This window comes from Streptomyces sp. NPDC002144, assembly GCF_053593695.1.
Map to the genome: position 1 here is coordinate 170,942 of NZ_JBSFDB010000010.1, position 19,998 is coordinate 190,939.

31 protein-coding genes and 1 other RNA gene are annotated in these 19,998 nt (G+C 68.1%); 22 read left to right on the forward strand and 10 right to left on the reverse strand.

What is annotated here, in order from left to right; all coding sequences use genetic code 11:
• Positions 1-70: 70 nt before the first annotated feature.
• The 9 genes from ACWCQ1_RS17620 to ACWCQ1_RS17660 all read right to left on the reverse strand — a co-directional run bounded on the left by ACWCQ1_RS17620 (position 71) and on the right by ACWCQ1_RS17660 (position 6,781).
• Positions 71-592: a hypothetical protein gene (locus tag ACWCQ1_RS17620; RefSeq protein ID WP_451026844.1), complete on the reverse strand. Its 522-nt coding sequence runs from the start codon at positions 590-592 to the stop codon at positions 71-73.
• Between the two features lies 1 nt (position 593).
• On the reverse strand, positions 594-1,718 hold the full coding sequence (locus tag ACWCQ1_RS17625) for a VG15 protein (protein WP_450863294.1): 1,125 nt from the start codon (positions 1,716-1,718) through the stop codon (positions 594-596).
• Positions 1,715-3,136, reverse strand: coding sequence for a phage portal protein (locus ACWCQ1_RS17630; protein WP_450863296.1), 1,422 nt, complete (start codon positions 3,134-3,136; stop codon positions 1,715-1,717). Before ACWCQ1_RS17630 ends, ACWCQ1_RS17625 begins: the two co-directional genes overlap by 4 nt.
• A gap of 33 nt (positions 3,137-3,169) precedes the next feature.
• Entirely contained in the window at positions 3,170-4,417 is a 1,248-nt protein-coding gene (locus ACWCQ1_RS17635; RefSeq protein WP_451026845.1) for a terminase, read from the reverse strand.
• Between the two features lie 76 nt (positions 4,418-4,493).
• Positions 4,494-4,820, reverse strand: a complete 327-nt coding sequence (locus tag ACWCQ1_RS17640) for a hypothetical protein (protein WP_450863299.1) — start codon at positions 4,818-4,820, stop codon at positions 4,494-4,496.
• A 37-nt stretch (positions 4,821-4,857) separates the two neighbouring features.
• Positions 4,858-5,286: a phage terminase small subunit gene (locus ACWCQ1_RS17645; RefSeq protein WP_451026846.1), complete on the reverse strand. Its 429-nt coding sequence runs from the start codon at positions 5,284-5,286 to the stop codon at positions 4,858-4,860.
• Positions 5,287-5,309: 23 nt separating this feature from the next.
• Positions 5,310-5,534, reverse strand: a complete 225-nt coding sequence (locus tag ACWCQ1_RS17650) for a hypothetical protein (protein ID WP_123995360.1) — start codon at positions 5,532-5,534, stop codon at positions 5,310-5,312.
• Positions 5,535-5,859: 325 nt separating this feature from the next.
• Entirely contained in the window at positions 5,860-6,078 is a 219-nt protein-coding gene (locus ACWCQ1_RS17655) for a hypothetical protein (RefSeq protein ID WP_450863303.1), read from the reverse strand.
• A 193-nt stretch (positions 6,079-6,271) separates the two neighbouring features.
• A complete protein-coding gene (locus ACWCQ1_RS17660; protein WP_451026847.1) occupies positions 6,272-6,781 on the reverse strand; it encodes a DNA cytosine methyltransferase in 510 nt (169 codons plus the stop codon).
• A 1,343-nt stretch (positions 6,782-8,124) separates the two neighbouring features.
• Between ACWCQ1_RS17660 and ACWCQ1_RS17665 the strand changes: the two genes are divergently transcribed.
• The 21 genes from ACWCQ1_RS17665 (at position 8,125) to ACWCQ1_RS17765 (ending at position 17,889) form a co-directional block, all read left to right on the forward strand.
• Positions 8,125-8,529, forward strand: a complete 405-nt coding sequence (locus tag ACWCQ1_RS17665) for a hypothetical protein (RefSeq protein ID WP_450863307.1) — start codon at positions 8,125-8,127, stop codon at positions 8,527-8,529.
• Between the two features lie 85 nt (positions 8,530-8,614).
• Positions 8,615-9,241 carry a hypothetical protein gene (locus ACWCQ1_RS17670; RefSeq protein WP_450863308.1) on the forward strand — a complete coding sequence of 209 codons (627 nt, stop codon included), beginning with the start codon at positions 8,615-8,617 and terminating at the stop codon, positions 9,239-9,241.
• A gap of 73 nt (positions 9,242-9,314) precedes the next feature.
• Positions 9,315-9,381: hammerhead ribozyme type II (locus tag ACWCQ1_RS17675), an RNA gene on the forward strand.
• 28 nt (positions 9,382-9,409) lie between these two features.
• Complete coding sequence (locus ACWCQ1_RS17680; protein WP_450863310.1) at positions 9,410-9,877, forward strand: hypothetical protein; 468 nt, start codon at positions 9,410-9,412, stop codon at positions 9,875-9,877.
• Between the two features lie 33 nt (positions 9,878-9,910).
• On the forward strand, positions 9,911-10,156 hold the full coding sequence (locus ACWCQ1_RS17685) for a hypothetical protein (RefSeq protein WP_123995353.1): 246 nt from the start codon (positions 9,911-9,913) through the stop codon (positions 10,154-10,156).
• Between the two features lie 74 nt (positions 10,157-10,230).
• Entirely contained in the window at positions 10,231-10,770 is a 540-nt protein-coding gene (locus ACWCQ1_RS17690; protein WP_450863312.1) for an antirestriction protein ArdA, read from the forward strand.
• Positions 10,771-10,802: 32 nt separating this feature from the next.
• Entirely contained in the window at positions 10,803-11,090 is a 288-nt protein-coding gene (locus tag ACWCQ1_RS17695; RefSeq protein ID WP_450863314.1) for a hypothetical protein, read from the forward strand.
• Complete coding sequence (locus ACWCQ1_RS17700) at positions 11,087-11,329, forward strand: hypothetical protein (protein ID WP_450863315.1); 243 nt, start codon at positions 11,087-11,089, stop codon at positions 11,327-11,329. The genes ACWCQ1_RS17695 and ACWCQ1_RS17700 overlap by 4 nt, the downstream gene beginning before the upstream one ends.
• A gap of 54 nt (positions 11,330-11,383) precedes the next feature.
• Positions 11,384-11,569, forward strand: coding sequence for a hypothetical protein (locus ACWCQ1_RS17705; protein WP_450863316.1), 186 nt, complete (start codon positions 11,384-11,386; stop codon positions 11,567-11,569).
• A 17-nt stretch (positions 11,570-11,586) separates the two neighbouring features.
• Positions 11,587-11,832, forward strand: coding sequence for a hypothetical protein (locus ACWCQ1_RS17710; protein ID WP_450863318.1), 246 nt, complete (start codon positions 11,587-11,589; stop codon positions 11,830-11,832).
• Positions 11,833-11,862: 30 nt separating this feature from the next.
• Positions 11,863-12,270: a hypothetical protein gene (locus tag ACWCQ1_RS17715; RefSeq protein ID WP_450863320.1), complete on the forward strand. Its 408-nt coding sequence runs from the start codon at positions 11,863-11,865 to the stop codon at positions 12,268-12,270.
• 75 nt (positions 12,271-12,345) lie between these two features.
• On the forward strand, positions 12,346-12,927 hold the full coding sequence (locus ACWCQ1_RS17720) for a hypothetical protein (RefSeq protein WP_450863322.1): 582 nt from the start codon (positions 12,346-12,348) through the stop codon (positions 12,925-12,927).
• A 16-nt stretch (positions 12,928-12,943) separates the two neighbouring features.
• Entirely contained in the window at positions 12,944-13,270 is a 327-nt protein-coding gene (locus tag ACWCQ1_RS17725) for a hypothetical protein (RefSeq protein WP_450863324.1), read from the forward strand.
• 75 nt (positions 13,271-13,345) lie between these two features.
• Complete coding sequence (locus ACWCQ1_RS17730; protein ID WP_450863325.1) at positions 13,346-14,050, forward strand: hypothetical protein; 705 nt, start codon at positions 13,346-13,348, stop codon at positions 14,048-14,050.
• Positions 14,051-14,068: 18 nt separating this feature from the next.
• Positions 14,069-14,632, forward strand: coding sequence for a deoxynucleotide monophosphate kinase family protein (locus ACWCQ1_RS17735; RefSeq protein WP_451026848.1), 564 nt, complete (start codon positions 14,069-14,071; stop codon positions 14,630-14,632).
• Between the two features lie 29 nt (positions 14,633-14,661).
• Positions 14,662-15,093 (forward strand): hypothetical protein, encoded by a 432-nt coding sequence (locus tag ACWCQ1_RS17740; RefSeq protein WP_451026849.1) that lies wholly within the window; start codon positions 14,662-14,664, stop codon positions 15,091-15,093.
• A gap of 19 nt (positions 15,094-15,112) precedes the next feature.
• Complete coding sequence (locus tag ACWCQ1_RS17745; RefSeq protein ID WP_450863330.1) at positions 15,113-15,364, forward strand: hypothetical protein; 252 nt, start codon at positions 15,113-15,115, stop codon at positions 15,362-15,364.
• A gap of 22 nt (positions 15,365-15,386) precedes the next feature.
• Positions 15,387-15,629, forward strand: a complete 243-nt coding sequence (locus tag ACWCQ1_RS17750; RefSeq protein ID WP_450863331.1) for a hypothetical protein — start codon at positions 15,387-15,389, stop codon at positions 15,627-15,629.
• A gap of 60 nt (positions 15,630-15,689) precedes the next feature.
• Positions 15,690-16,385 carry an FAD-dependent thymidylate synthase gene (gene thyX, locus ACWCQ1_RS17755; protein WP_450863637.1) on the forward strand — a complete coding sequence of 232 codons (696 nt, stop codon included), beginning with the start codon at positions 15,690-15,692 and terminating at the stop codon, positions 16,383-16,385.
• Positions 16,382-16,564: a helix-turn-helix domain-containing protein gene (locus ACWCQ1_RS17760; protein ID WP_123995340.1), complete on the forward strand. Its 183-nt coding sequence runs from the start codon at positions 16,382-16,384 to the stop codon at positions 16,562-16,564. Before thyX ends, ACWCQ1_RS17760 begins: the two co-directional genes overlap by 4 nt.
• Before the next feature lie 44 nt (positions 16,565-16,608).
• Positions 16,609-17,889, forward strand: coding sequence for a tyrosine-type recombinase/integrase (locus ACWCQ1_RS17765; RefSeq protein WP_450863333.1), 1,281 nt, complete (start codon positions 16,609-16,611; stop codon positions 17,887-17,889).
• 282 nt (positions 17,890-18,171) lie between these two features.
• Here the strand turns inward: ACWCQ1_RS17765 and ACWCQ1_RS17770 are convergent, their stop codons facing one another.
• Entirely contained in the window at positions 18,172-19,080 is a 909-nt protein-coding gene (locus tag ACWCQ1_RS17770; RefSeq protein WP_451026850.1) for a LysR family transcriptional regulator, read from the reverse strand.
• A 77-nt stretch (positions 19,081-19,157) separates the two neighbouring features.
• On the opposite strand from ACWCQ1_RS17770, the gene ACWCQ1_RS17775 reads away from it, so the two are divergent.
• A complete protein-coding gene (locus ACWCQ1_RS17775; protein ID WP_133044427.1) occupies positions 19,158-19,982 on the forward strand; it encodes an oxidoreductase in 825 nt (274 codons plus the stop codon).
• Positions 19,983-19,998: the final 16 nt, after the last annotated feature.

Here is a 19,998-nt window from a genome sequence, read left to right on the forward strand (position 1 = left end):
ACCTCCGGGGCATGAAAAGACCCCCGGCCGGTTCAGCACGGGGGTTCAGAAAGGGGGGTCATCGGAGGCGCTAGAAGCGCCTGGTTCGCCGCGCGAGCTTGCGCGGGTCCATCTCTCCGTCGTCCTCGTCGGACGGATCGAGGCCGCCGCCGAGAGAGGGCGGGGCGGCAGGGGTGACGAGAGCCTGAAGGGCCTTCGCGTCGGCCTCCAGCTCCTCGGGGGTGTCGCCGCGCAGGCGACCCGCCAGGGCCTCGGGGAGGTCGAACTTGCGGGCCACGGTGGAGATGAGGAGAGAGCGCTCAAGCTCGGCGTTCTTGGCCTTCACGTCCGCGAGGGCGGCCTCGAACTCCTCCGGGCTCTTGGCTCCGGAGAGCCTCGTCTCGGCGTCCCGCAGTCGAGTGCGGTATCCGGCCGCCTCAATGCGGACCTTCGCCAGTTCCTTGCGGGCCCAGTCGGGCAGCTCGTCTTCCTCGCTGGTCGACGATCCGCCGGCACCGGCCTTGTCGTTCGGCTTCTGCTCCTCGTCCGGCTTCTGGCCGGGCGGGGTCTCGCCGCTCGGGGTCTCCTCGTCGTTGGGCTTCTCGTCAGACACTTCACGCCTCCGGGGCCGTGCTCGTGGACTGCCGCGCCTCCTGGGCTGCGGCTCGTTGTTGCTTGCGGATGAACCGGCGCCAGACGCTCACCGCGTCCTTGCCGGTGTGACCCTTGGTGACCTCTGGCCACAGGGACTCGTACTGCCGCGAAAGGGCGGTCAGTTCGCTCGACTGGTACTGATCCCGATTCCAGATCGGCATCGCGTAGCAGTGGCAGTTGTCGTGGTACTTGTCGCCGTCCGCGAAGGTGGCGGACTCGCGGGACTTGTAGACCGGGCCCCGGCTGATCAACATGGCGCACCAGCCGCACGGGGTGCCCGTACGCGACAGGCGCACGTATCCGAGGGCCCGCCGGTCGCGGGTCATGTGCGTCCAGTTCGTTGACCGGGCGCCGTTCATGGCGATGCGGGAGGCCGCGGCTGCCTGCTGCGATCCCGCCTGCCGCTTGGCCTCGTCGGGGTCGGCGTCCTCGACGGTCATGCGCCGGTCGAGGTTGGCCGGACCGAGGGCTTCGAGGACGATCCGAAGCTCCTCTTCGGCCTGGCGCTCGATCCGGTCCTCTTCCTCACGGAGCCCGTTCAGCTCCTCGACGAGGATGCGCTCCCAGTCGTCTTCGCCGTCCTGTCCGTCGCCCTGGTCCTGGTCGTCGATGACGGCTGCCGAGTCGTCGCCGGGCGTCTGGCCCTGGTCGTCGTCTTCGGGCGCCGTTTCATCGGTGCCGGCGGACCTCGAGTTTTTCTCGCCTGTATCAGGCGGGGGGTCGGACGGGCTCTCGGAGGGCGGCTCGTACGTGCCCGCCAGGGCGGCGAACTCTCGCCGCAGGTCGGCGAGTGTCACGTACGTGGGCTCGGGGTGATACGGGTCGGCGACCGTCGTTCCGGTCTGGAGCGCTCGGGCGAGCCGGTAGTAGGCCCGCGCCAAGTCGCGTGACTGGCGACGACGGGACATGACGAGCGTGATGGCCTTGCGCAGCCATCCGCCCGCCGTGGCCGCCCGCTGGTCGACCGGAACGTCCGCCCACAGGGCCAGGGCCTCAGCTGTGGTCTGCGCGCCGATCTGCGTCAGCGCGACGTGGAAGGCGGCCGAGACTTCATCGGTCTCGGCCTGCCTCGACTTCCGCGTCATGCAGCCGCCGGCATCGAATCCGCGGTGACCGGCTCGGGCGTCGCGCGGTTCAACGCGGACGCGAGCTGACCCACCGAGTCTTCCTCGTCAGCAAGGTCGTCCCACTCGTCCAGCTCGGTTTGCGTGACGTTCGGGACGCGCTTCCACAGACCCTTCGCCGGGATACCGAGCTGCTCGCGCAGCTTGCCCAGCGCGTCAGCGGCCTGCGCGAGGCTGCGCTGTTCCATGTCGCGCCAGATGACCTCGCCCTTGAAGTCGTCGGCAGCGCCCTGGCCTTCCAGCTCGGCGGCCAGCCTGAACACTCTCTCCCAGGCTTCACCGAACACCGTGCGGAACTCCTGGATCTTGCGAGACAGCGCCGTCTCGGCGGCCTGGAGAGCCTCGGCCGAGAGGTTGGCGATCTGTCCGAGCAGATGGTGAGGCGGTACCTGCGCGACGGCGCTGAGGTGCCGGATGCTCATGTCGATCGAGTCGATGAACCCGCCGAGCGGGGTCTCGTCGAGGCTGCCGAACTTCACGTCGGGGTCCTCGGCGAAGAGGAACCGCTTCGCGTTGTGGTTGATCGGCAGGGGGATCGGGTTGCCCTGATCGTCGTAGACGACCTCACCCGTCTCCGGATCGCGCTGGACCGGCGGGGCCATGCCCGTGACGGTCCGGACCTTCACCGAGGCGTACGTCTGGGCGACGAGGAGATCGAAGATGGTCTGGTTGATCCGGTTCTGGAGCGGGATCATCGGCTCGATCACGCCGACCGTGCGGCCTTCGAGGTCCACCGACGCCGCGAAGCGGGTCACCGGACACTCGCTCGCGCCGTGGCGCCTGCCCTTGCCGACCTTCACGCCGTCCGCGTCGTCCAGCGACTTGAAGGTGACCGCGTACTCGAAGGTGCCGTCCCACATGCGGGCCCGGCCGGGAGTCTCGGCGTGCGGCCAGGTCACCACGGTCAGCGCCGCGTACGGGGTGTCGTCGTTCGCCGGGTCCTCGTACAGGGCAGCCGTCCGCAGCGCGGACAGGCCCTTCGTCAGCACCACGCCCTTGACGCGCTCGGTCAGCGTGAACGAATGCCCGTACGTCAGAGCGCCCTTGTAGACGGCGGACTGCCGGGCGTCGAGGCGGGAACGCTGCCAGTGCTCCCACTGGGGAGAGGACAGATCCGTCGCCGAGCCCTTGCCGTCCTCGTCGCCCGCCCGGTAGCCGTCCACGTAGAGGGCCTGTGCCGGGGTGTTGACGAGGAGCGGGGTCCAGTTCGATATGGACCGCTTCGCGAGGAGCCGATACTCGTCGTCGGCCATCGCGGGCATGTACGGATCGTCGTGACGCCCGTGAAGGTAGTCGTCGATCCGGGTCAGCCGGTCCTTATCCCGGCCAAGGATGGCGAGGAGCTGCACCGCCAGGGAGGCGGGTTGGGTGTCGGCCATGAACTCACCACCCTTGGTTACATCTTTACACTGCTACAGGAAGAAGCCCCGGCCAGTCCGCTTACGGACCTTCCGGCCACGGGCGCGCAGGTCGAACAGGGCCTCGTGCGCGAGCATCAGGGCCGCGTACGCGTCGACCTTCTTGGGGGACTCGCGGCTCTCCTTGCCGAAGGAGACGCCGTAGTTGTTGGTCCGGCGCCGCGCGTTCAGCACGTGCCGGCGGAGCTTCAGGTCGCCGTCGTGGGCGAGCTTGCGATCGAAGATCGAGCGCATCAGGCGCTCGTTCGCCAGGGTCGCGGCCTTGAGGCTGGTCCTCATGTCCCAGCCGATCGCGTCCTTGCCGGGCGCCTTCACGGCCAGGCCCTCGCCGTACGCCTGCGACCACTCGGAGATGTAGGACTCCCAGAGGGCAACGTCGGCGTACATGCCCTGCACCTCGAACGCGCGGAACGCGTCGTGCACGGCGCTGTCCACCTGGTCGCGGGGGACCTCCCAGTCCTTCCCGGCCGGACCGTCCGGCTTCTCCCACAGCCCCAGCACGAAGGCCGCCATGTCGCTGACGCGCAGAGCCACCAGGGCCGTGCTGTCGTCACGGAGGCCGCCGTCGAAGCCGATCGTGATCTCGTCGCCGGGCTGGAGCGTCAGCGCGTCGTTACGGAGCACATCCCATTCGGCCGGGCCGAAGAGGGCGTCCTCGGCCGCAACGATCTGGTTCAGCCACATACGCCGCGAGCGGCTCGGCGCGATCGTCGTGTCGAGAATCGACTGAAGGATCGTCTCGACCCGCAGCCACACCGCGTCACCACGGATCTTCGGCAGGACGATACGGATCGCCTCGGGCGTCAGGGGTGTCGCCGGGTGGGCCTCGATCGAGTCGTACATGAAGCCGATGTCCGCAGCGCGGCCCTCGCGGATCTTCTCGAACGCCTCACGCATCTTCTCGGCGACGGAGTCCTCGCCGGGGAGGTACGCGTTCGTGATCGCCAGATAGCGCGAGTCCTTCTTCGTCGCGTTGCCGTCGATCGTCTCGTACATGCGGTCGCCGTTGTTGCCGGTCACCCAGTGGTGCGTCTCGTTGAGCACCGTGAACGTGACTCGGCCGCCCTCAAGGGCGCGGAACGACGACGTGACCGCTTCGAGCCTCTGCCGGCCACCGTTCGCGCGGATCAGCTCGGCCCCGGCCTTGATGCCGTACGTCTCGATGAGCTTGTCCGACATCAGGGACGGCATCAGCGTCATCGTGTTGCGCGTCTGGTCGCGGCTGACGGCCGCGATCTGCACCCACGCCTGGGGGTGCGGGACGCCGACCGGCTGCCCGGCCTGGTCCCAGTGCGAGAAGCGGGAGGGCCCGACGAACTCAACCAGGGAGATGACCGCGAGGAGCGGGTCCTTGCCCTAAGCCCCAGCCCTTGAGGCGCTGGAGGACTCCCTTGCGGTAGATGAAGCGGCCGTTCTCGTCGACCGCGTACCACCACAAGACGAAACGGAGCTGCTCGCGCGTGAAGCGCCAGGGCCCGCCGTCCTCGGCTTTGAGGAACTCGGCGCACCAACCGGCGATTTGCCAGCCGAGCGTGCGCTCGGGGAGCTTCCAGGAACCGTCCGGCTCCTTCGTCCACGTCGGACCGAGGAACGACGGTTCGAGGGCGTCGATCTCTTCTGCTGTGAGGGCTGGAATGGGACTCACCTCCCCTCATGGTTGGGCCGCCCGAAGGGCGGCTCACCTACTTGGCGAAGCCCAGCTCCTTCTTGTAGTCGGCGATGGCGAGGACGGCCGCGGACTGCTCCTCGGGCTCGGGCTCGTGCAGCTCGATACGCACGCGGCGTCGGTCGCCCTCGGCGACGAGGAGCCGCTCGAAGGCGCTGTAGATGGTCTGGAGCATCTGTCCCGACCGCTTGCCGGACTTCTTGTAGTAGGAGAGGTCTTCGCACAGCGAGTAGGCGAGCGCCCAGTCGGACTGCTGGTAGAAGTCGGCCTGGCCGGACTCCTTCAGGGAGTCCCACAGGCGCTTCGCGATGGGGTGCCAGTTGCGGTCAGCGTTCGGCACCTTCGTGGGCCGGGCGACGCCTCGTGTCACCGACTGAACGTCCGAGCCCTTGCGCTCTCGGGGGCGAGCCAGATCAGCTTCACGGTTGGGTACGGGGCCGGGCACCGGCTCACCTCCTTCATGTCAGGTCAGAACATGCCGCCCGTCAGGAAGTGGGCGGAGACCCAGGCCAGGAACGCGACCAGGACGAAACGGCGGAGCCGGGTTGTCCGGTCCGGCACGGTGCCCTTCGCGGTGTGGAACCACTTCCAGACATGCTCGGACAAGGTGTCGCCGGGTTCCTTCAGGTACAGGGCGGCGCCCTCGATCACGACGAACAGGCCGATCCATGCGACCCAGGCAGCAGTGAACACGGGCGCCTCCCTTACAGAAGCCCCGGATGGGCCTCGGTCCGCTTGAACCGCTGATTGATCCGTCGCCGCTGTGCGGCCAGAGCGAGGGCTCCCTCGCGTGAGGACTTGGCCCGGTGATGAAACCCGCAGAGTGCTCGAAGGTTGGTCTCTCGATGGTCATCACCAGGCACGATGTGGTCCACGTCCGTAGCCGGTTCCTCGCAGCGCTGCCCGTACTGATCACGGGCCGTGCAGCGATGGCCGTCTCGGCGCAGGACGCGGAGTCGGATCTTCGGCCAGTCCGCCGGCAACCGTTCGCGTCGGTCTGAGGAAGCCCAGTTCGGCATCACACCCCCAGGGCGAGGAGTGCCGCGAACGCGGCGGAAGCCTGTTGCGGGACGACGCCGTTCCCGAGGATCTGAAGCTGTTGCCCGCGCGTCAGGCCGGGGACGGCGGTGACGTAGCCGAGGGGGAGGCCCATGAGCCACTCGACCCACTCGACGGTTACGCGGGGGCCGCCCTTGCGGCCTGCCTCGGTTGGCGGGGGAGCGGCACGGTCGGTCACTGCCTCCCACTGCCGGATAGCGGGGAGGTACTCACCCCACCAGTGCGCGGGGGAGTTGGGGCCGTCGACCGCAGGCTCGGGCTCGCGGCCTTCGAGGATCGCTTCCGAGTACGGGAGCAGGTAGCACGCTTCGTCGTCGAGGGTCGGGCCATGCCCCCCAGCTCGACGTTCAGCCGGCGGGCGAGCGCCGCCGTTAGATCCCAAGTTCGAGGTCGGGGTCTTCAGGGGTCGCGATACAGAACCACCGGTCACGGAGGTGAGGGGCGTGAGCTGCGGTAGCTCGAACGCACACCCACCGCGCGCTATACCCGATCTCGGCCAGGTCACCGAGGACGACTTCGAGCCCGCGCGTCCGGATGTTCGAGACGTTTTCCAAGAAGAGGATTCGCGGTCGTATGACGCGAACTGCTTCAAGGACGTAGACCCAAACTCCAGAGCGAGCGCCTCGAATTCCAACCCGGTTCCCCGCAATCGAGATGTCCTGGCAGGGGAACCCTGCGGTGATCACGTCGACCAGGCCCACGAGCTGAGCCCAGTTGATCTCGCGGATGTCGCCGAGGTTGGGAGCGTTCGGGTACCTCTCAGCGAGGACGGCGCTCGGGCCTGGCGCGCTTTCCGCCACGTAGACGACGCGCCCGCCGATGAGGGGAGCGACAGCCATGCCGACGCCGCCGTACCCTGCGCAGAGTTCGAGGATCTTCAAGCAGGCCCCCCATGCGCGAAAGACGCGATTACGTGCGTACGTCTTTCGTCTTCATTCAGGTGGCCCCCTCCGGGGGCCAAGCCTGCAATTCGCGGACGCGCGAAATACGTAAGGCGTCTTCATGCTGGCGAGCCCCGACAGGGGCTCAAGCCTTGCTACTCGCGACTTACGTACTTACATATAGAAGTCGCTAGATGATCTTGATTCCGGAAAGAAGAAAGCCTGTGACCTCGCTCACACCCCGGCGGCGCCCGAAGGGCGACGGCGGAAGGGCGACGGCGGAAGGGCGACGGCGGAAGGAAGCGGCGGCGAAGGAGTAGGGCCGCCCGGAGGGCGGATAGCGTGAAGACGCCAGCGGCGAGGGCCGCCCGGAAGGGCGGCACTGCGGGAAGACGCGAAGACGTACTTCGGGCGGGCGAGCGCGGCCGAGCTGGGCCGCGCTGACGGCGTGGTGAGCGACGCTGGGCCCCATCCGCCGGCGCTCATTCCTGTGCACTCGTGGCGACCACCCTGCAGAACGCTCTCGCCGCCGCTGACCTGCACATTTACGACCTGGAGGGCGGGCGAGCGCGGGGGCGTGGTCGACCTTGGAACCGTGGCAGAATCCGAGCTGCTAAGACCCGGCGGCCCCTCTTCCGTTGCCGGCTGGGTCATACCCCCACCCATCCCCAGGCGTCGGCGCAAGTCGGTGCGAGATCGAACGCAAGGGCAAGAGGCCGGTGGATTGGGTGTAATCGGACATGTGGTGACACACGTACACACAGCACCTCGCATCGGATGTACGTGGTCACAGCGTGAGCAATGACGCATGCATGCACGGATGAGACAGCGACAGACAGAGCGCGTGAGACACGCACACAGCAGGACGCGCAGTCGTCGACCAGACATGACGGACGTTGCACGCTGCCTGTCTGCCTGCCTGCGTCACGCGCACGCGTAGGGGAGGGCAGGCACGGCGTACGTACGGGCCGAATGGACAGGCACCCCGAGCAATGTGTTAAGGTGTGACCACACCGCACCGAACGGCACGGCAACGGGCCGAACGGGAAGGGCAGGCAGGACCGGGAAATCGCAGCTCACGCAAGGGGGTTGCGGATCGGACCGGGAAGCGTGTTAAGGTGTGACCACCGCAAGCTGAACGGGCCGCAAGGTCCGGGAGGGAAGCGACCGGCCAAGAGTCCGGGCGGTAGGACAATGGGAGTGCCTACCGCTGACCAGGCCAAACGCGAAACTCCGAACAGCGAGCATGGTAAAGTTGGAACCACGCCGAACCAGCCCGGTTCGGCCAAACAAAGCGGGCTGGTGTAAACTTGAGACCAGCCAAGCCTGAAGGGTAAGGTCACATGACCGAGTACGTGTTCTCCGACACCGACCGCCAGTACGGCAAGGCGGTGGGGGTCAAGAAGTCGGACGGCGACTTCCGGTGCTACGGGTGCGTCGACTTCAGCTTCTACGAGCGGAACGTCTCCGAGCAGGACGCCGAGGAGCGCTGCACCTACTGCGGCGGGTTCATCTTCATCACGGCGCAGATGGTCGCCGAGATCGAGGCCCCGAAGCCGGTCCGCCCGGTCAACCTCCAGAAGCGCGACGTGCAGCGGTTCGACCTGCTGTCCATCGCCTACAACCTGCGCAACCGCCTCGACGAGGTGTCCTTCGCCTACGACAAGGCGCGTCAGCGGATCGCGGAGCTGGAGGCCCAGCTCGCCGAGCGGGAGGACGCCGGGTTCGTCGAGACCGTCGACGCCTAAGCCCGAGTGTAAACCTGTAACCAGGCCGCCCCTTCCCACACAGGGAGAGGGCAGGGGCGGCCCCCTCCCCTGAATGCGAGCACACATGTCGACCATCGTTGCCCCCTCCGACGCCCGCTGGTACCTGATGCTGATCGTCGAGGACGACAGGGGCGAGACGACGTACATCGACCACTACCTCGACGACGAGCCCGACGACGTGTGGGATTTCATCCCCGAGGGCTGGGATCTGCTCGAAGACGAGTCCGAGGAGATCATCCGAGGCGCGTACGACTGCGAGTGCTGCGGGATGCACATCATGAATGCCCGCGAGTGCCAGTCCTGTCGCGACTCCGAGTGCGACCCGGCCGAGACATGGCACTGCTTCTCGAATTACTGCGATGGCTCGGGGTGCACCTTCGAGGGCGAGTGCGAGCCGAACCATGAGGTCCGGGTCTGGCGTGAGAACGGCGACCTGGTGGGCCTGTGGGAGGTCGAGGCACAGGCGAACGGCCGGGTCCTGGTGACGCAGCGCGAGGGATACGAGCGCGACGCCGAGTCCCGCTTCACCTCGCTGTGGTCGGCCTGGCAGTACGCCCAGGGCTGCGCCGAGATGCACGCACAGATGCTCCGCGACGAGTGCGATTGCGGCGAGGACGACTGCGGCGTGATTCACGAGCACGGGATCTCCGTGCAGGAGGTCACCTCGAACAGCGATCTCGCACGGGCCTGACCCACCCCTGAACTGCCGTCCCTCCCTGACCTCCCCCTCTCGGGGAGGGGCGGCCCAACTCCCCCGGATGCAAAGGCGAAACACCCCGCATGGGGTGTCAGCGGGAGGCGGTTCCTCCCCTCTGACGATGCCAGCCCGCATCGAACCATCCCCGAACGTGAGGACTACATGAGCACGTCCCTGCCCGACGCGATCAAGGCTGCCGCCGGCATGGTGGACCAGCACCGCGGAGTGGTCTGCCTCGCCCTGTCGACCGACCGCGAGGAACTGCGACTCGCCGCCCAGCGATTCCGCAGCCGCGCGATTCACAACCTGGCCAACGAGTACGACGACGAGTCCGGCCTCGCGGGTCACGTGGGCACCGCGCTGACGAACCGCGTGAACACCCCGGCCTTCTGGGTCGAGCACCACTGGCAGACCATCTTGGCCGCCGTGGTCCGCCGGGAGGCGGCAGACCTCGCCCACCGCCGCTCGATCTTGAAGTGGCTGGGCTCGTACGAGGGCCCGACCGATGCGCCGGTCTTCAAGGTGCAGTCCTGGCAGTACAAGTCGGCCGGTCAGCGCGCCGAAGCGCTCGCCCAGGTCAAGGCCGCGCTTACCGCAGTGCGCGACGCCTCCACCCCCGCCGCTGCCTAACCCTTCCCCAGTCACTCGAAAGCGAGCCACATCATGATCAAGCCTGACGACCAGATCGCCTTCATCGCCCCCGAGTGCGGCGCGCTGTCCCTCCTCCTCCGGATCGGTGACGTGGTGGTCGCCGGATTCTTCGAGCCGCTCGAAGCCGACCCGCTCGCCCAGACGGTCATGTCCTTCGACCTGCCGACGTACGAGGAGCGCGAGGCCGCAGCGAAGGCCCGGATCGACGAGGCCGCCATCGCTCACATCCTCGACGGCTGGGACCTGATCTCCGTCTGACCCCCGCCCATTGGCCGCCCCTGCCCAAACAGGGAGTGGGAGGGGCGGCCCCCTTACCGCGAAAGCGAGGACGCATGATCACGGCCCGTAAGGTCGACCCGCAAGTCTGGATCGGTTGCCTGGCCTGCTACAACGCCGGTCGCCTGGTGGGTGATTGGTACGCCGCCGACACGGCCGATCTGGTCACCCCGGCCGACCTGCACAAGCGGGAGACCTCCCACGAGGAACTGTGGGTGATGGACCACGAGGGTTTCTGCGGAGCCCTGGAGGGCGAGTGCTCGCCGTCCGAGGCGGCTGAGATCGCCGAGGCCCTGGCCAGCCTGACCGAGGACGAGGCCCAAGCGTTCGCCTGCTGGGTCGAGGTGTTCGGCGAGCAGTCCGACCGCGCGCACTGGATCGACAAGTTTCGCGACGCCTACCGGGGCTTCTACGACGACGAGGCGAGCTACGCCCAGGAGTGGGCCGAGATGACCTCCTCGGACGAGGACAAGGAGCGCATGACGCGCTGGCCCTTCAATGAGATCGACTGGACGAGGGCGGCCGAGGAGCTGTTCAGCGGCGGCCTGCACGCCGAAGAGGTGTCCGGCGGCATCCACGTCTTCTGGTCCAACTGACCCGCCCGGCTTCCACCGCACGGAGTGTAAACATGATGCCAACCATCCGGAACGCCGAGTCGATCGCGCTCGAAAGGATCAAGAACCTCGTCGCCGACGTGCTCAAGACCGCCCGAGAGGTCACCGCCTGGCGCAACGACTACGACCCAGGCACACAGGAGTGGTACACGCTCTGCAACCTCGCCGAGACCGCCGAGAGCCTCGCCCTGGCCCTGCCAGTCGAGATGCTCCCCGACAAGGAATGGCGCTACGTCAGCCCCGCCGAGTACGCGGCAGTCGACGAGCTGCTCGCCCTGCTCGAAGGGACCGAGGGCAAGTGAAGAAGCTCCTCCGCGCCATCGTCGCCGGATTCAGCGCCGCCGTCTTCCTGATCCTCGCCGACGCCGTGGGCGTCCACCACGAGCCGAAGCCTCCCCGGCACATCCCGACCTTCGACGAGCGCATGCAGAAGCAGGGACGCGTGCTCTGGGGCGAGATCGACGGACATGCCGACTGCTGGGCCCTGATCGGTGACACCTCGTACGTCACCTGCCGCGACGGCTACAAGACCACTTCCTGACGCAAGCGGCCCCTCCCACAGGGAGAGGGAGGGGCCACCCCAGAAAGGCTACCCGTGATCACGATCATCTGCGCCGAGTGCAACAAGGCCCCCTTCGGCGTCCAGCCCTCCGGCCGCTTCCGCTGCGACAACTGCGGCTCCGAGATCCTCCCCCGCGATCTGGTCTTCGACGAGGGCGAGGTCTGGGTCATCGACTCCGCCGGCACCCTCGGCTACCTCCCCGCCCCCGACCACGCCTGAACCGAAAGGCCCACCACATGAACGCCCAGCCGGACGGCCTGAAGAACCTCCGCGACCACATCGACCTGACCGAAGAGAAGGCCCAGATCGAAGCCGACATGAAGTACGCCGTGACCTTGGAGTTCGGCCCGTACCTCGGCTACCTCGCCCACTACGGCCAGAAGATCCGCACCCTCGCCGCTGCCTACCGACAGCACGAGATCGCACACCGAATCCTCGAACGTCACGCCGACGAGACCCTCGACCGCCTCAACAACGCCTGACCTCCCCAACTCGCCTGAAAGGCAGGACACATGACCGCCCCGTTCCTCGCTTCCTTCCTGCGCGCCACCCCGCGCAACCTGGAGAGCCTCCAAGCCGCCTGGGCCCGCATGACCGAACTCGGTTACGCCCCCCGCACCACTCCGGTCCCCGAGCCGGAAGGCTGCACCCGCACCCGATGCGCGGGCGCCCACCACGGCTACCCCGGCAGCGAACACCGCTGGGCCCTGGTCGACGAGCTGTGCGACGCCGAGATCGAGGTCTACTACTCGCACATGCGGGACCGGAAGGGCGCCAACCCCGCACCGCCTCGCCGTCACAAGGGCTGCCCGTACTCGGGCTCGGCGAACGCCGCGAAGCGCGCCGCCCGATACGCCGAGATCGGCCGCCCGATACCCGCCTGGGACACCGAGGCCCTCGCCGCAGCCCCGGCCGCCTGATCACCTCTCGCACCACGGGCCGCCCTCGCACACAGGGAGAGCCGGGGCGGCCCCCACCCCACGAAGGAACCGAACATGACCGATGTACTCGCCACCACCGAAGACGGCCGCTTCCGCGTGCGCCTGGTGCTCGACGAGCACCCCGAGAACCCCCGCAACGACGCCGAGACGCTCGTCCACGTCATCACCATCGACACCCACCTCGGCCAGTACCACCCCGTCGACAAGGACGGCGGCCCGCTCGCCTGGGCGTGGGAGCGCCTGAAGTGGAACCGCTGGACCGGCGTGGACATCTTCACCCGCTACGTCTCGATCTACCACGGCGGGATCGTGCTGGAGTCCAGCCCAGAACGGGGGCCGCGCTCCCTCTGGTACGTGACCGGCGAAGAGGCCCGCGCCATCGACGGCGGCCTCCTCACCGAGGGATACGTCGAGGCCGAGATGCAGGAATACGAGGCATGGGCCGAGGGCGACGTGTGGGGCTTCGTGGTCGAGGAGCGCGTCGGCTGGACCCGTGACGACGACCCCGACGAGTCCATGGAGACCTGGGAGCACGTCGACTCCTGCTTCGGCTTCTACGGCAAGCCGTACGCCCGAGCCCAGGCCCGCGAGGCCCTCCGCTTCTACGCCGCGCGCCCCGCCGGCACCACCGTCTGACCCGAAGGGAAGTCCCATGAAGACGCACACCGACCGCCTGACCCTCTCGGACGGCGCGAGCATGCGAGTCCGCATCGAGCGCGGCCTCACGGGCGACGCCGTGTTCCACGAGCAGAACGCCAACAACCCACGCGGCGGAGGCCGGATCTACTGGAGCGGCGAGGGCCTCTACCTGATGTTCGGCGACGAGCTGCTCCGCATGCAGAACGCCCGCTTCGAGATGGCCCAGACCCTCTCCGACGCCGCCGAGAAGGCCCTCGCCTTCTTCGTCGAGTGCGCTGAGAACTGCATCCAGCACGCCAAGGCCGAGGGCATCCCCGTCCACGCCTGCTACGCCGCCTGACCGTCACGAGCACACCAGCCGCCCCCGTCCATACAGGGAGAGGGCAGGGGCGGCCCTCACAGAGAGCACACCACCATGAGCATGGACACCTTCAAGTACGCCGGGCACGTCGGCCTGTCCTTCGGCACCGTCACATTCGAGCGGTCGACCACCGAGCCCGACGACAAGCCGTGGGCTACTCCCGACCGGCCCTGGATCACCACCTACCGCGTGACCGGCCCCCGAATCCGCGGGACGGTCCAGATCGCCCCCGTCTACGACGAGCCGCTCGTCACCTGGCACACGAACGGTCCCAACGAGAACGCCTGGGAGTTCCTCCCGTCCGGCCTGTACGTCGGGTATGGCCGAGCCTCGTACGCGGCCTGCGAGGGCGACCTCGAAGTGTGGGGCTCGCGTCTGGCCGAGGGGCTGCACGTCTACACGAAGCGCGAGACGAAGCGCGACTTCTCGGTCCGCCGCCTGGAGACCGGCATCGGCGACTACCCGGCCCCGAAGGGAGTCCGCGACAAGACGCGCGAGCTGATCTGGGCCCTGGTCGAGCTGCACCAGGCCGACGCCGCTCTCGTCCACGAGAAGGCCGCCGCGCATACCCGTGCCCAGCGCGCCACCCGCACCTTCGATCTGCGCGAGGAGTACCGCGAGGTCGACCGGATGCTCCGCGAGCTTCAGGGCCGTCACGCCGACCTGCAAATGCGCCTGTCCCTCATGGAGGGCGCCTGGTCCTTCGAGACCGCCATCGACGAGGCAGCCCCGGCCGCCGCCGACACCACCTCCGCCTGACTGGAAAGGACAACTCCCGTGACCATTCCCCTGATTGGACTTGCCGGCGCCGCCCGCTCGGGCAAGGACAGCGCGGCTCAGGCCCTCCTCGACGCAGGCTGGTCCCGCCGGGCCTTCGCCGACAAGGTGCGCGACATCCTGTACGCGATGAACCCTGTCCTCGACGAGCCGTCCTACTCCGACGGGTTCACCACTCTGCGGTACGAGGTCGACCAGTACGGCTGGGACGCCGCGAAGGAGACGTATCCGGAGGTACGCCGCTACCTCCAGCGCCTCGGGACCGAGGGCGGCCGAGGAGTCCTCGGCGAGAACGTCTGGGTCGACGCCCTGTTCCGCGACTTCACGACGTGGGGCGCGACCGTCATCACCGACGTGCGCTTCCCCAACGAGGCCGAAGCTATCCGCGCCCATGGCGGCCTTGTCGTCGCGATCGAGCGGCCCGGCCAGGAGCCCATCCGAGAGGCAGGCCACGTCAGCGAGAACGCCCTCGCCGGGTACCTCTTCGACGACGTGATCCGCAACGACGGCACCTTGGCTCAGCTTCACGACCGCGTGATGCAGCTCATCCCGCTCACCATGTAAACATGGAACCACCGTGTTAAGGTGGAACCATGCGAATCACCCCCCGCAAGGAAGAGGTCGAGGCCGTGAAGGCGCTCTTGGAGGACCCCACCTTCGAGAGCGCCGACCAGATGGCCAAAGCCCTGATCAAGGAGATGGGCGAGATCCTCCAGATGCGCGACTGGGTGGCCCTGGTCCACACCTGGAAGGACGGAAGCCGCGGGCTCAACTGGGCCCCGTTCGGCAACGAGGCCGAGGCGAAAGCCTTCGCCAACAAGCTCGCGATCGGGGGCACCGGCCGCCTGGTCAAGCTCTACGCCCCCGGCGTCACGCTCGCCAACATCGACGGCAAGAAGGGCTGGAAGGGCTGGTGCTTCCACCCCGATTGCGGCCACGCCCCCTTCACCCACTCGCTTGCCGGCGCCGCCCGAGGCGCCTGTCAGATACCCACCTGCCCGTGCGACAAGTTCCGGGCGACATGACCGCAGAACGGATACCTCCATGACGAACGCACTCCGCGCCCCGAAGATGACCGAAGCCGAGATCGCCGAGCTGCGAGACCTCCGCCAGGGCAACCGTGTCACCGAAGCCTTCCTCGTCCGCCTTGCCGCCCACTACCTCAAGGCCGAGGCTGACGGGGTACTCAACCCGGCTCGCCACCTCGCCGAATACCTCGGCGTCCAGCGTCAGACGGTCCTCACCTACATGCGGATGGCCCGAAACAGTGGCCTGATCGCAAAGAAGCGTCCCTGATCAGCCAAGGAGAACCCTCCCCGTGAAGACCGTCGAGTTCCACACCTGCGACTGCTCCGACAAGCGAGCCTTCGGCGACCGCCGCGCCGCCGAGAAGGCCCTCGGCCGGGCCCAGGCCAAGCGCGACCGCCAGGCCCAGCGCTGGGAGGGTCGCCACCCGCAGAACCGTGAAAACCGCGTCTACCAGTGCGATTTCGGCATGTGGCACCTCACGAAGCAGTCCCGCCGCTCCTACGAGGAGCACGCCGCACGCAACGCGGCCTGAATGTAAACCTGAGACCAGAAAGGGTCAGCCGTGACCAGCCCCTTCAACCTCCGCTCCGACATGCGCGTCGAACTCGTCGACCACAACCTCTCGGACCTCGCCGTCGTACGGGCCGCCCGTGTCTCCACCCTCGGCGCCCAGGCCCGCCAGGACGAGACCGGCCGGACTCTGGCCGCCAGCGACGAGGGCCTGATCAAGTACCTCATGCGCGAGCGTCACGGCAGCCCGTTCGAGCACGGCAGTCTCACCCTGTACATCGAGGCCCCGATCTTCGTCTTCCGCGAATGGCAGCGCCACCGCATCGCCTCGTACAACGAAGAGTCCGCCCGCTACCGCGAGTTGAGGCCCGACTTCTACCTCCCCTCCGTAGGCCGCAACCTCGTCCAAACCGGCAAGCCCGGCCACTACCGATTCGAGCCCGGCACCCCAGAGCAGTTCGCCACCGTGGACGCCGAGCTGTTCCGCGCCTACGAGACCGCCTACCAGTCCTACGAGCGGATGCTCTCCGCCGGCATCGCCCGCGAGGTCGCCCGCGCAGCCCTCCCGGTCGGCATCTACAGCTCGATGTACGTCACCCTGAACCCCCGCGGCCTCATGAACTTCCTGAGCCTGCGTACCCACCGCGAGGACGCCGCCTTCGTCTCCAACCCTCAGCGCGAGATCGAGATGTGCGCCGAGAAGGCCGAGGCGATCTTCGCCGAGCTGATGCCGGTCACCCACGCCGCCTTCGAGGCGAACGGGCGGGTGGCGCCTTGACGGCAGGGGGGAGCAACCGGCTGCTGACCCCGGAAGAAGTGGCCGAATGGCTGAAGGTCAGCGACATCACCGTGCGGAACAAGTACCGCCACTGGGGGTTGAAGGCCCAGAAGGTGGGGCGGCTCCTGAGATTCCGCGAGCGCGACATCGTCGCGTACCTCGAAGACCACTACGGATAGCGGCACACCTGTGCCTGAAACAGAGACAAGAGATAGGGGGCCGCATGGCCACGGTGTTCCAGAAGTGCAAGACCGACCCGCAGAGCAAGGAGTACCCCTGCGACAAGGCGCGATGTGGGCACAAATGGACTGTCCGCTACAGAGAGCCTGGCGGCCGGACCGCGCGTCAGCGAGAGAAGACGTTCGACAAGAAGACCGGTCCGGACGGAGCTGACGCCTTCGCCTCCAAGGTCGAGCACGACAAGGGGATGGGGATCTACCTCGACCCCCAGCGTGGCGCTATAACGCTTCGGGCCTGGTCGCGGGAGTGGTTGGATCGGCAGATCCTCGCCGAGGGCACCCTGCGCAACTACGAGGGGTTCACGAAGAACCACCTCGTCCCCCACCTCGGCCGCAAGACTCTCGCCGGGCTCGCGAAGGCCGACTTCGAGCGCTTCGTAGCGGCGCTGCACCGCAAGGGCGAGGGCATGGCCGCTTCGACGATCAACGACCGGATGAAGTTCGTGGCCGCGATGCTTGAGGCTGCCGTCGTTGAGAAGCGCATATCCGAGAACCCAGCGAAGGGTGTCAAGATCCCTCGGACGAGTTCGCTCGCCGTGGACGAGGACGAGATTCCCAGCCTCGAAGAGGTCGAGCTGTTGGCGAAGCACATCTCGCCTCAGTACCGGCTGTCGATCTACTTGCAGTCGGGGGCTGGCCTCCGGATCAGCGAGACCCTGGCCTTCGCGAGCGAGTGCCGGCGGACCGACTTCATCCGCGTCCGCTGGCAGGTCAGCTCGCAGGCCAACCGTGGGGACCGCCGTACGACCTTCGTCCCGCTGAAGCATCGGGCCGAGGGGGAGTACCGAGACATCCCGGTCGCTCCGTTCATCGACGAGGAGATCGACGCCCACTTGGAGCAGTGGGATTCGATCCCGGTTGCCTTCAAGGACAAGGCGGGCAAGGACCGACAGCTCGAAGTCTTCTTCGCCCCGCGTGAGCGAGGCAAGGGCACCATGCCCACGGCAACGACGTACGGCTACCACTTCAAGAAGGCATGTCGGGCCGCCGGTCTGGTCGACGTGAACGGCAAGCCGAAGTACACCCCGCACTCGCTGAGGCACTTCTTCGCGTCGACTGCTCTTGCAAACGGCATCCCGATCCACGAGGTCTCGCGCTGGCTGGGCCACAAGTCGATCAAGACCACCGTGGACATCTATGGGCACCTCGTTCCGGGTGCCTGGCACCGCTGCCGTGAGGTCATGCAGAATGCCATGAGGCCCGTGCCGGTGGAGGTCCCGAGCGAGGCTCCGCGAACCCCGGAGGGGTACGACGAAGTGGCCTAGGTGCTGACCTTGTTTTTCCGTGCTGATTCTGTGCTGACTTGGATCTCTCAGAAGCCCGTTTCCGCAGGTGAGAGCGTTGTGGTGGACGTTCCGCTTCAACGTGTGAGCGGTCCATTTCCGTGCGCCAGGTGGTTCGTCCAGCGCAGATCAGAAGGGGCTGAGCTCTGGTGATCTCAGCCCCTTCAGCGTTGCCGTGCTGACCGGGTGCTGACTCCTGGTTGCTCGTGAGGTGCGGTTCGCCCGCAGGGACGGGGCCGATGCCGTTCGAGGACGACCGGCGGCTCAGCCGCCCCGCGCCACCTGCCGGCAGGCCTCGACGTACCCCGCCACCAGTGCCCGCCGGTCCTCCCGGCGCCACGCCAGCACATAGCGGCTCGGGCCCAGGCCGCGCACCGGGCGGGTCACCACGCCGCCCATGGTGACCAGCGGGACGTTGCCCGTGGCCACCAGGCACACCCCAAGGCCGGCGACCAGGGCCTCGTACGTCTCCTCCGTGCTGGCGATCTCCGCGCCCACCCGGGGCGGACGGCCGCCGCGTTCCTCGAGCGCCAGCCAGTAGTCGCGCAGGGGGCCCGCGCTGGGCGGCAGGGCGAGGAAGGGCTCGTCGGCGAGGTCCGCGAAGTCGATCTCGGGGCGGGCGGCGAGGGGGTGGGTGTCGGGGAGGGCGACCAGACGGGGCTCCTCGGCGACCACCGTCCAGGCGTACCGCTCCTGGTCGGGCAGGGACAGCCAGACGAACGCCACGTCCGCCTCGCCGTCCGCGAGGCCCGCCGTCGGATCCTCCCAACTGACCTGCCGCAGCCGGACCGTGGCCCCCGGGTGCGCGGCCGTGAAGCGGGAGCGGATGGCCGGGAGCAGACCGCCACGGCCAGGGCTGGTGCTCATGCCCACGACCAGCGTGCTGCGCAGCGCGGCCCGCGCCTCCCGCATCGCCGACGCGCCCTCCGCCCACGCCTCGATCACCCTCCGGGCGTGCGGCAGCAGTTCCGCGCCGGCCGGGGTCAGCTCCACGCCCTGCCGGTCCCGGCGCAGCAGCTGCACCCCCAACTGCCGCTCCAGCGCCCGGATCTGCTTGCTCAGGGCGGGCTGGGAGACGTACAGCCGTTCGGCCGCGCGGGTGAAGTGCAGTTCCTCGGCGACCGTGACGAAGTAGCGCAGGTCGCGTACATGGACGTCCGTCGTCATAACCATCGGTTGTCAGCGTAGGTCTTGGACGGGCCGCGGGCGCCGGGAGCAGCCTGGACGCGGACCGATTCAGGAGAGGTGTCATGAACAAGGTGTGGCTGATCACCGGTGCGAGCAGCGGACTCGGGCGGGCCCTCGCGGAGGCGGCGGTCGCCGACGGCGACGTGGTGGTGGGCGCCGCGCGGCGGCCCGAGGGCCTCGACGACCTCGTCGCCGCGCACCCCGACCAGGTGGAGGCGCTGCGGCTCGACGTCGCCGACGTCTCCGCCGCCGAGCCGGCCGTACGGGACGTGCTTGCACGGCACGGACGGATCGACGTGCTGGTCAACAACGCGGGCCGGGGGCACGTCGGTGCCTTCGAGGAGACCACGGACGACGAACTGCGCGACCTGTTCGACGTGCACGTGTTCGGGCCCGCTGCGCTCGTGCGGGCCGTGCTGCCGTCCATGCGGGAGCGGCGCTCGGGGGCCGTCGTGCAGATGAGCAGCATGGGCGGACAGATGTCCTTCCCCGGCTTCTCGGCGTACAGCGGCACCAAGTTCGCCCTGGAGGGCATGTCCGAGGCGCTCGCGGGCGAGGCCGCCGAGTTCGGCGTCAAGGTGCTGATCGTCGAGCCGGGTGCCTTCCGGACCTCGCTCTACGAGGGCACACGGGCCAGCGCCGACGGCGGCGCCTACGCCACGGTGGGCAGTACGCGCGCGATGGTCGACGCCGGCTTCGATGAGCACGCCGGCGACCCGGCCAAGGCGGCCGCGCTCGTCCTGCGCGCCCTGGAGTCGGACCGCACGCCCCTGCGCCTGCCCCTCGGCGACGACGGAGTGAGCGCGGTTCTGGGCCACCTGGACCAGGTGCGCGAGGACGTCACGGCCTGGGAGAAGCTGACCCGGCGGACGGGGTTCGGGGACTGAGCCCCGTTGTCCACAG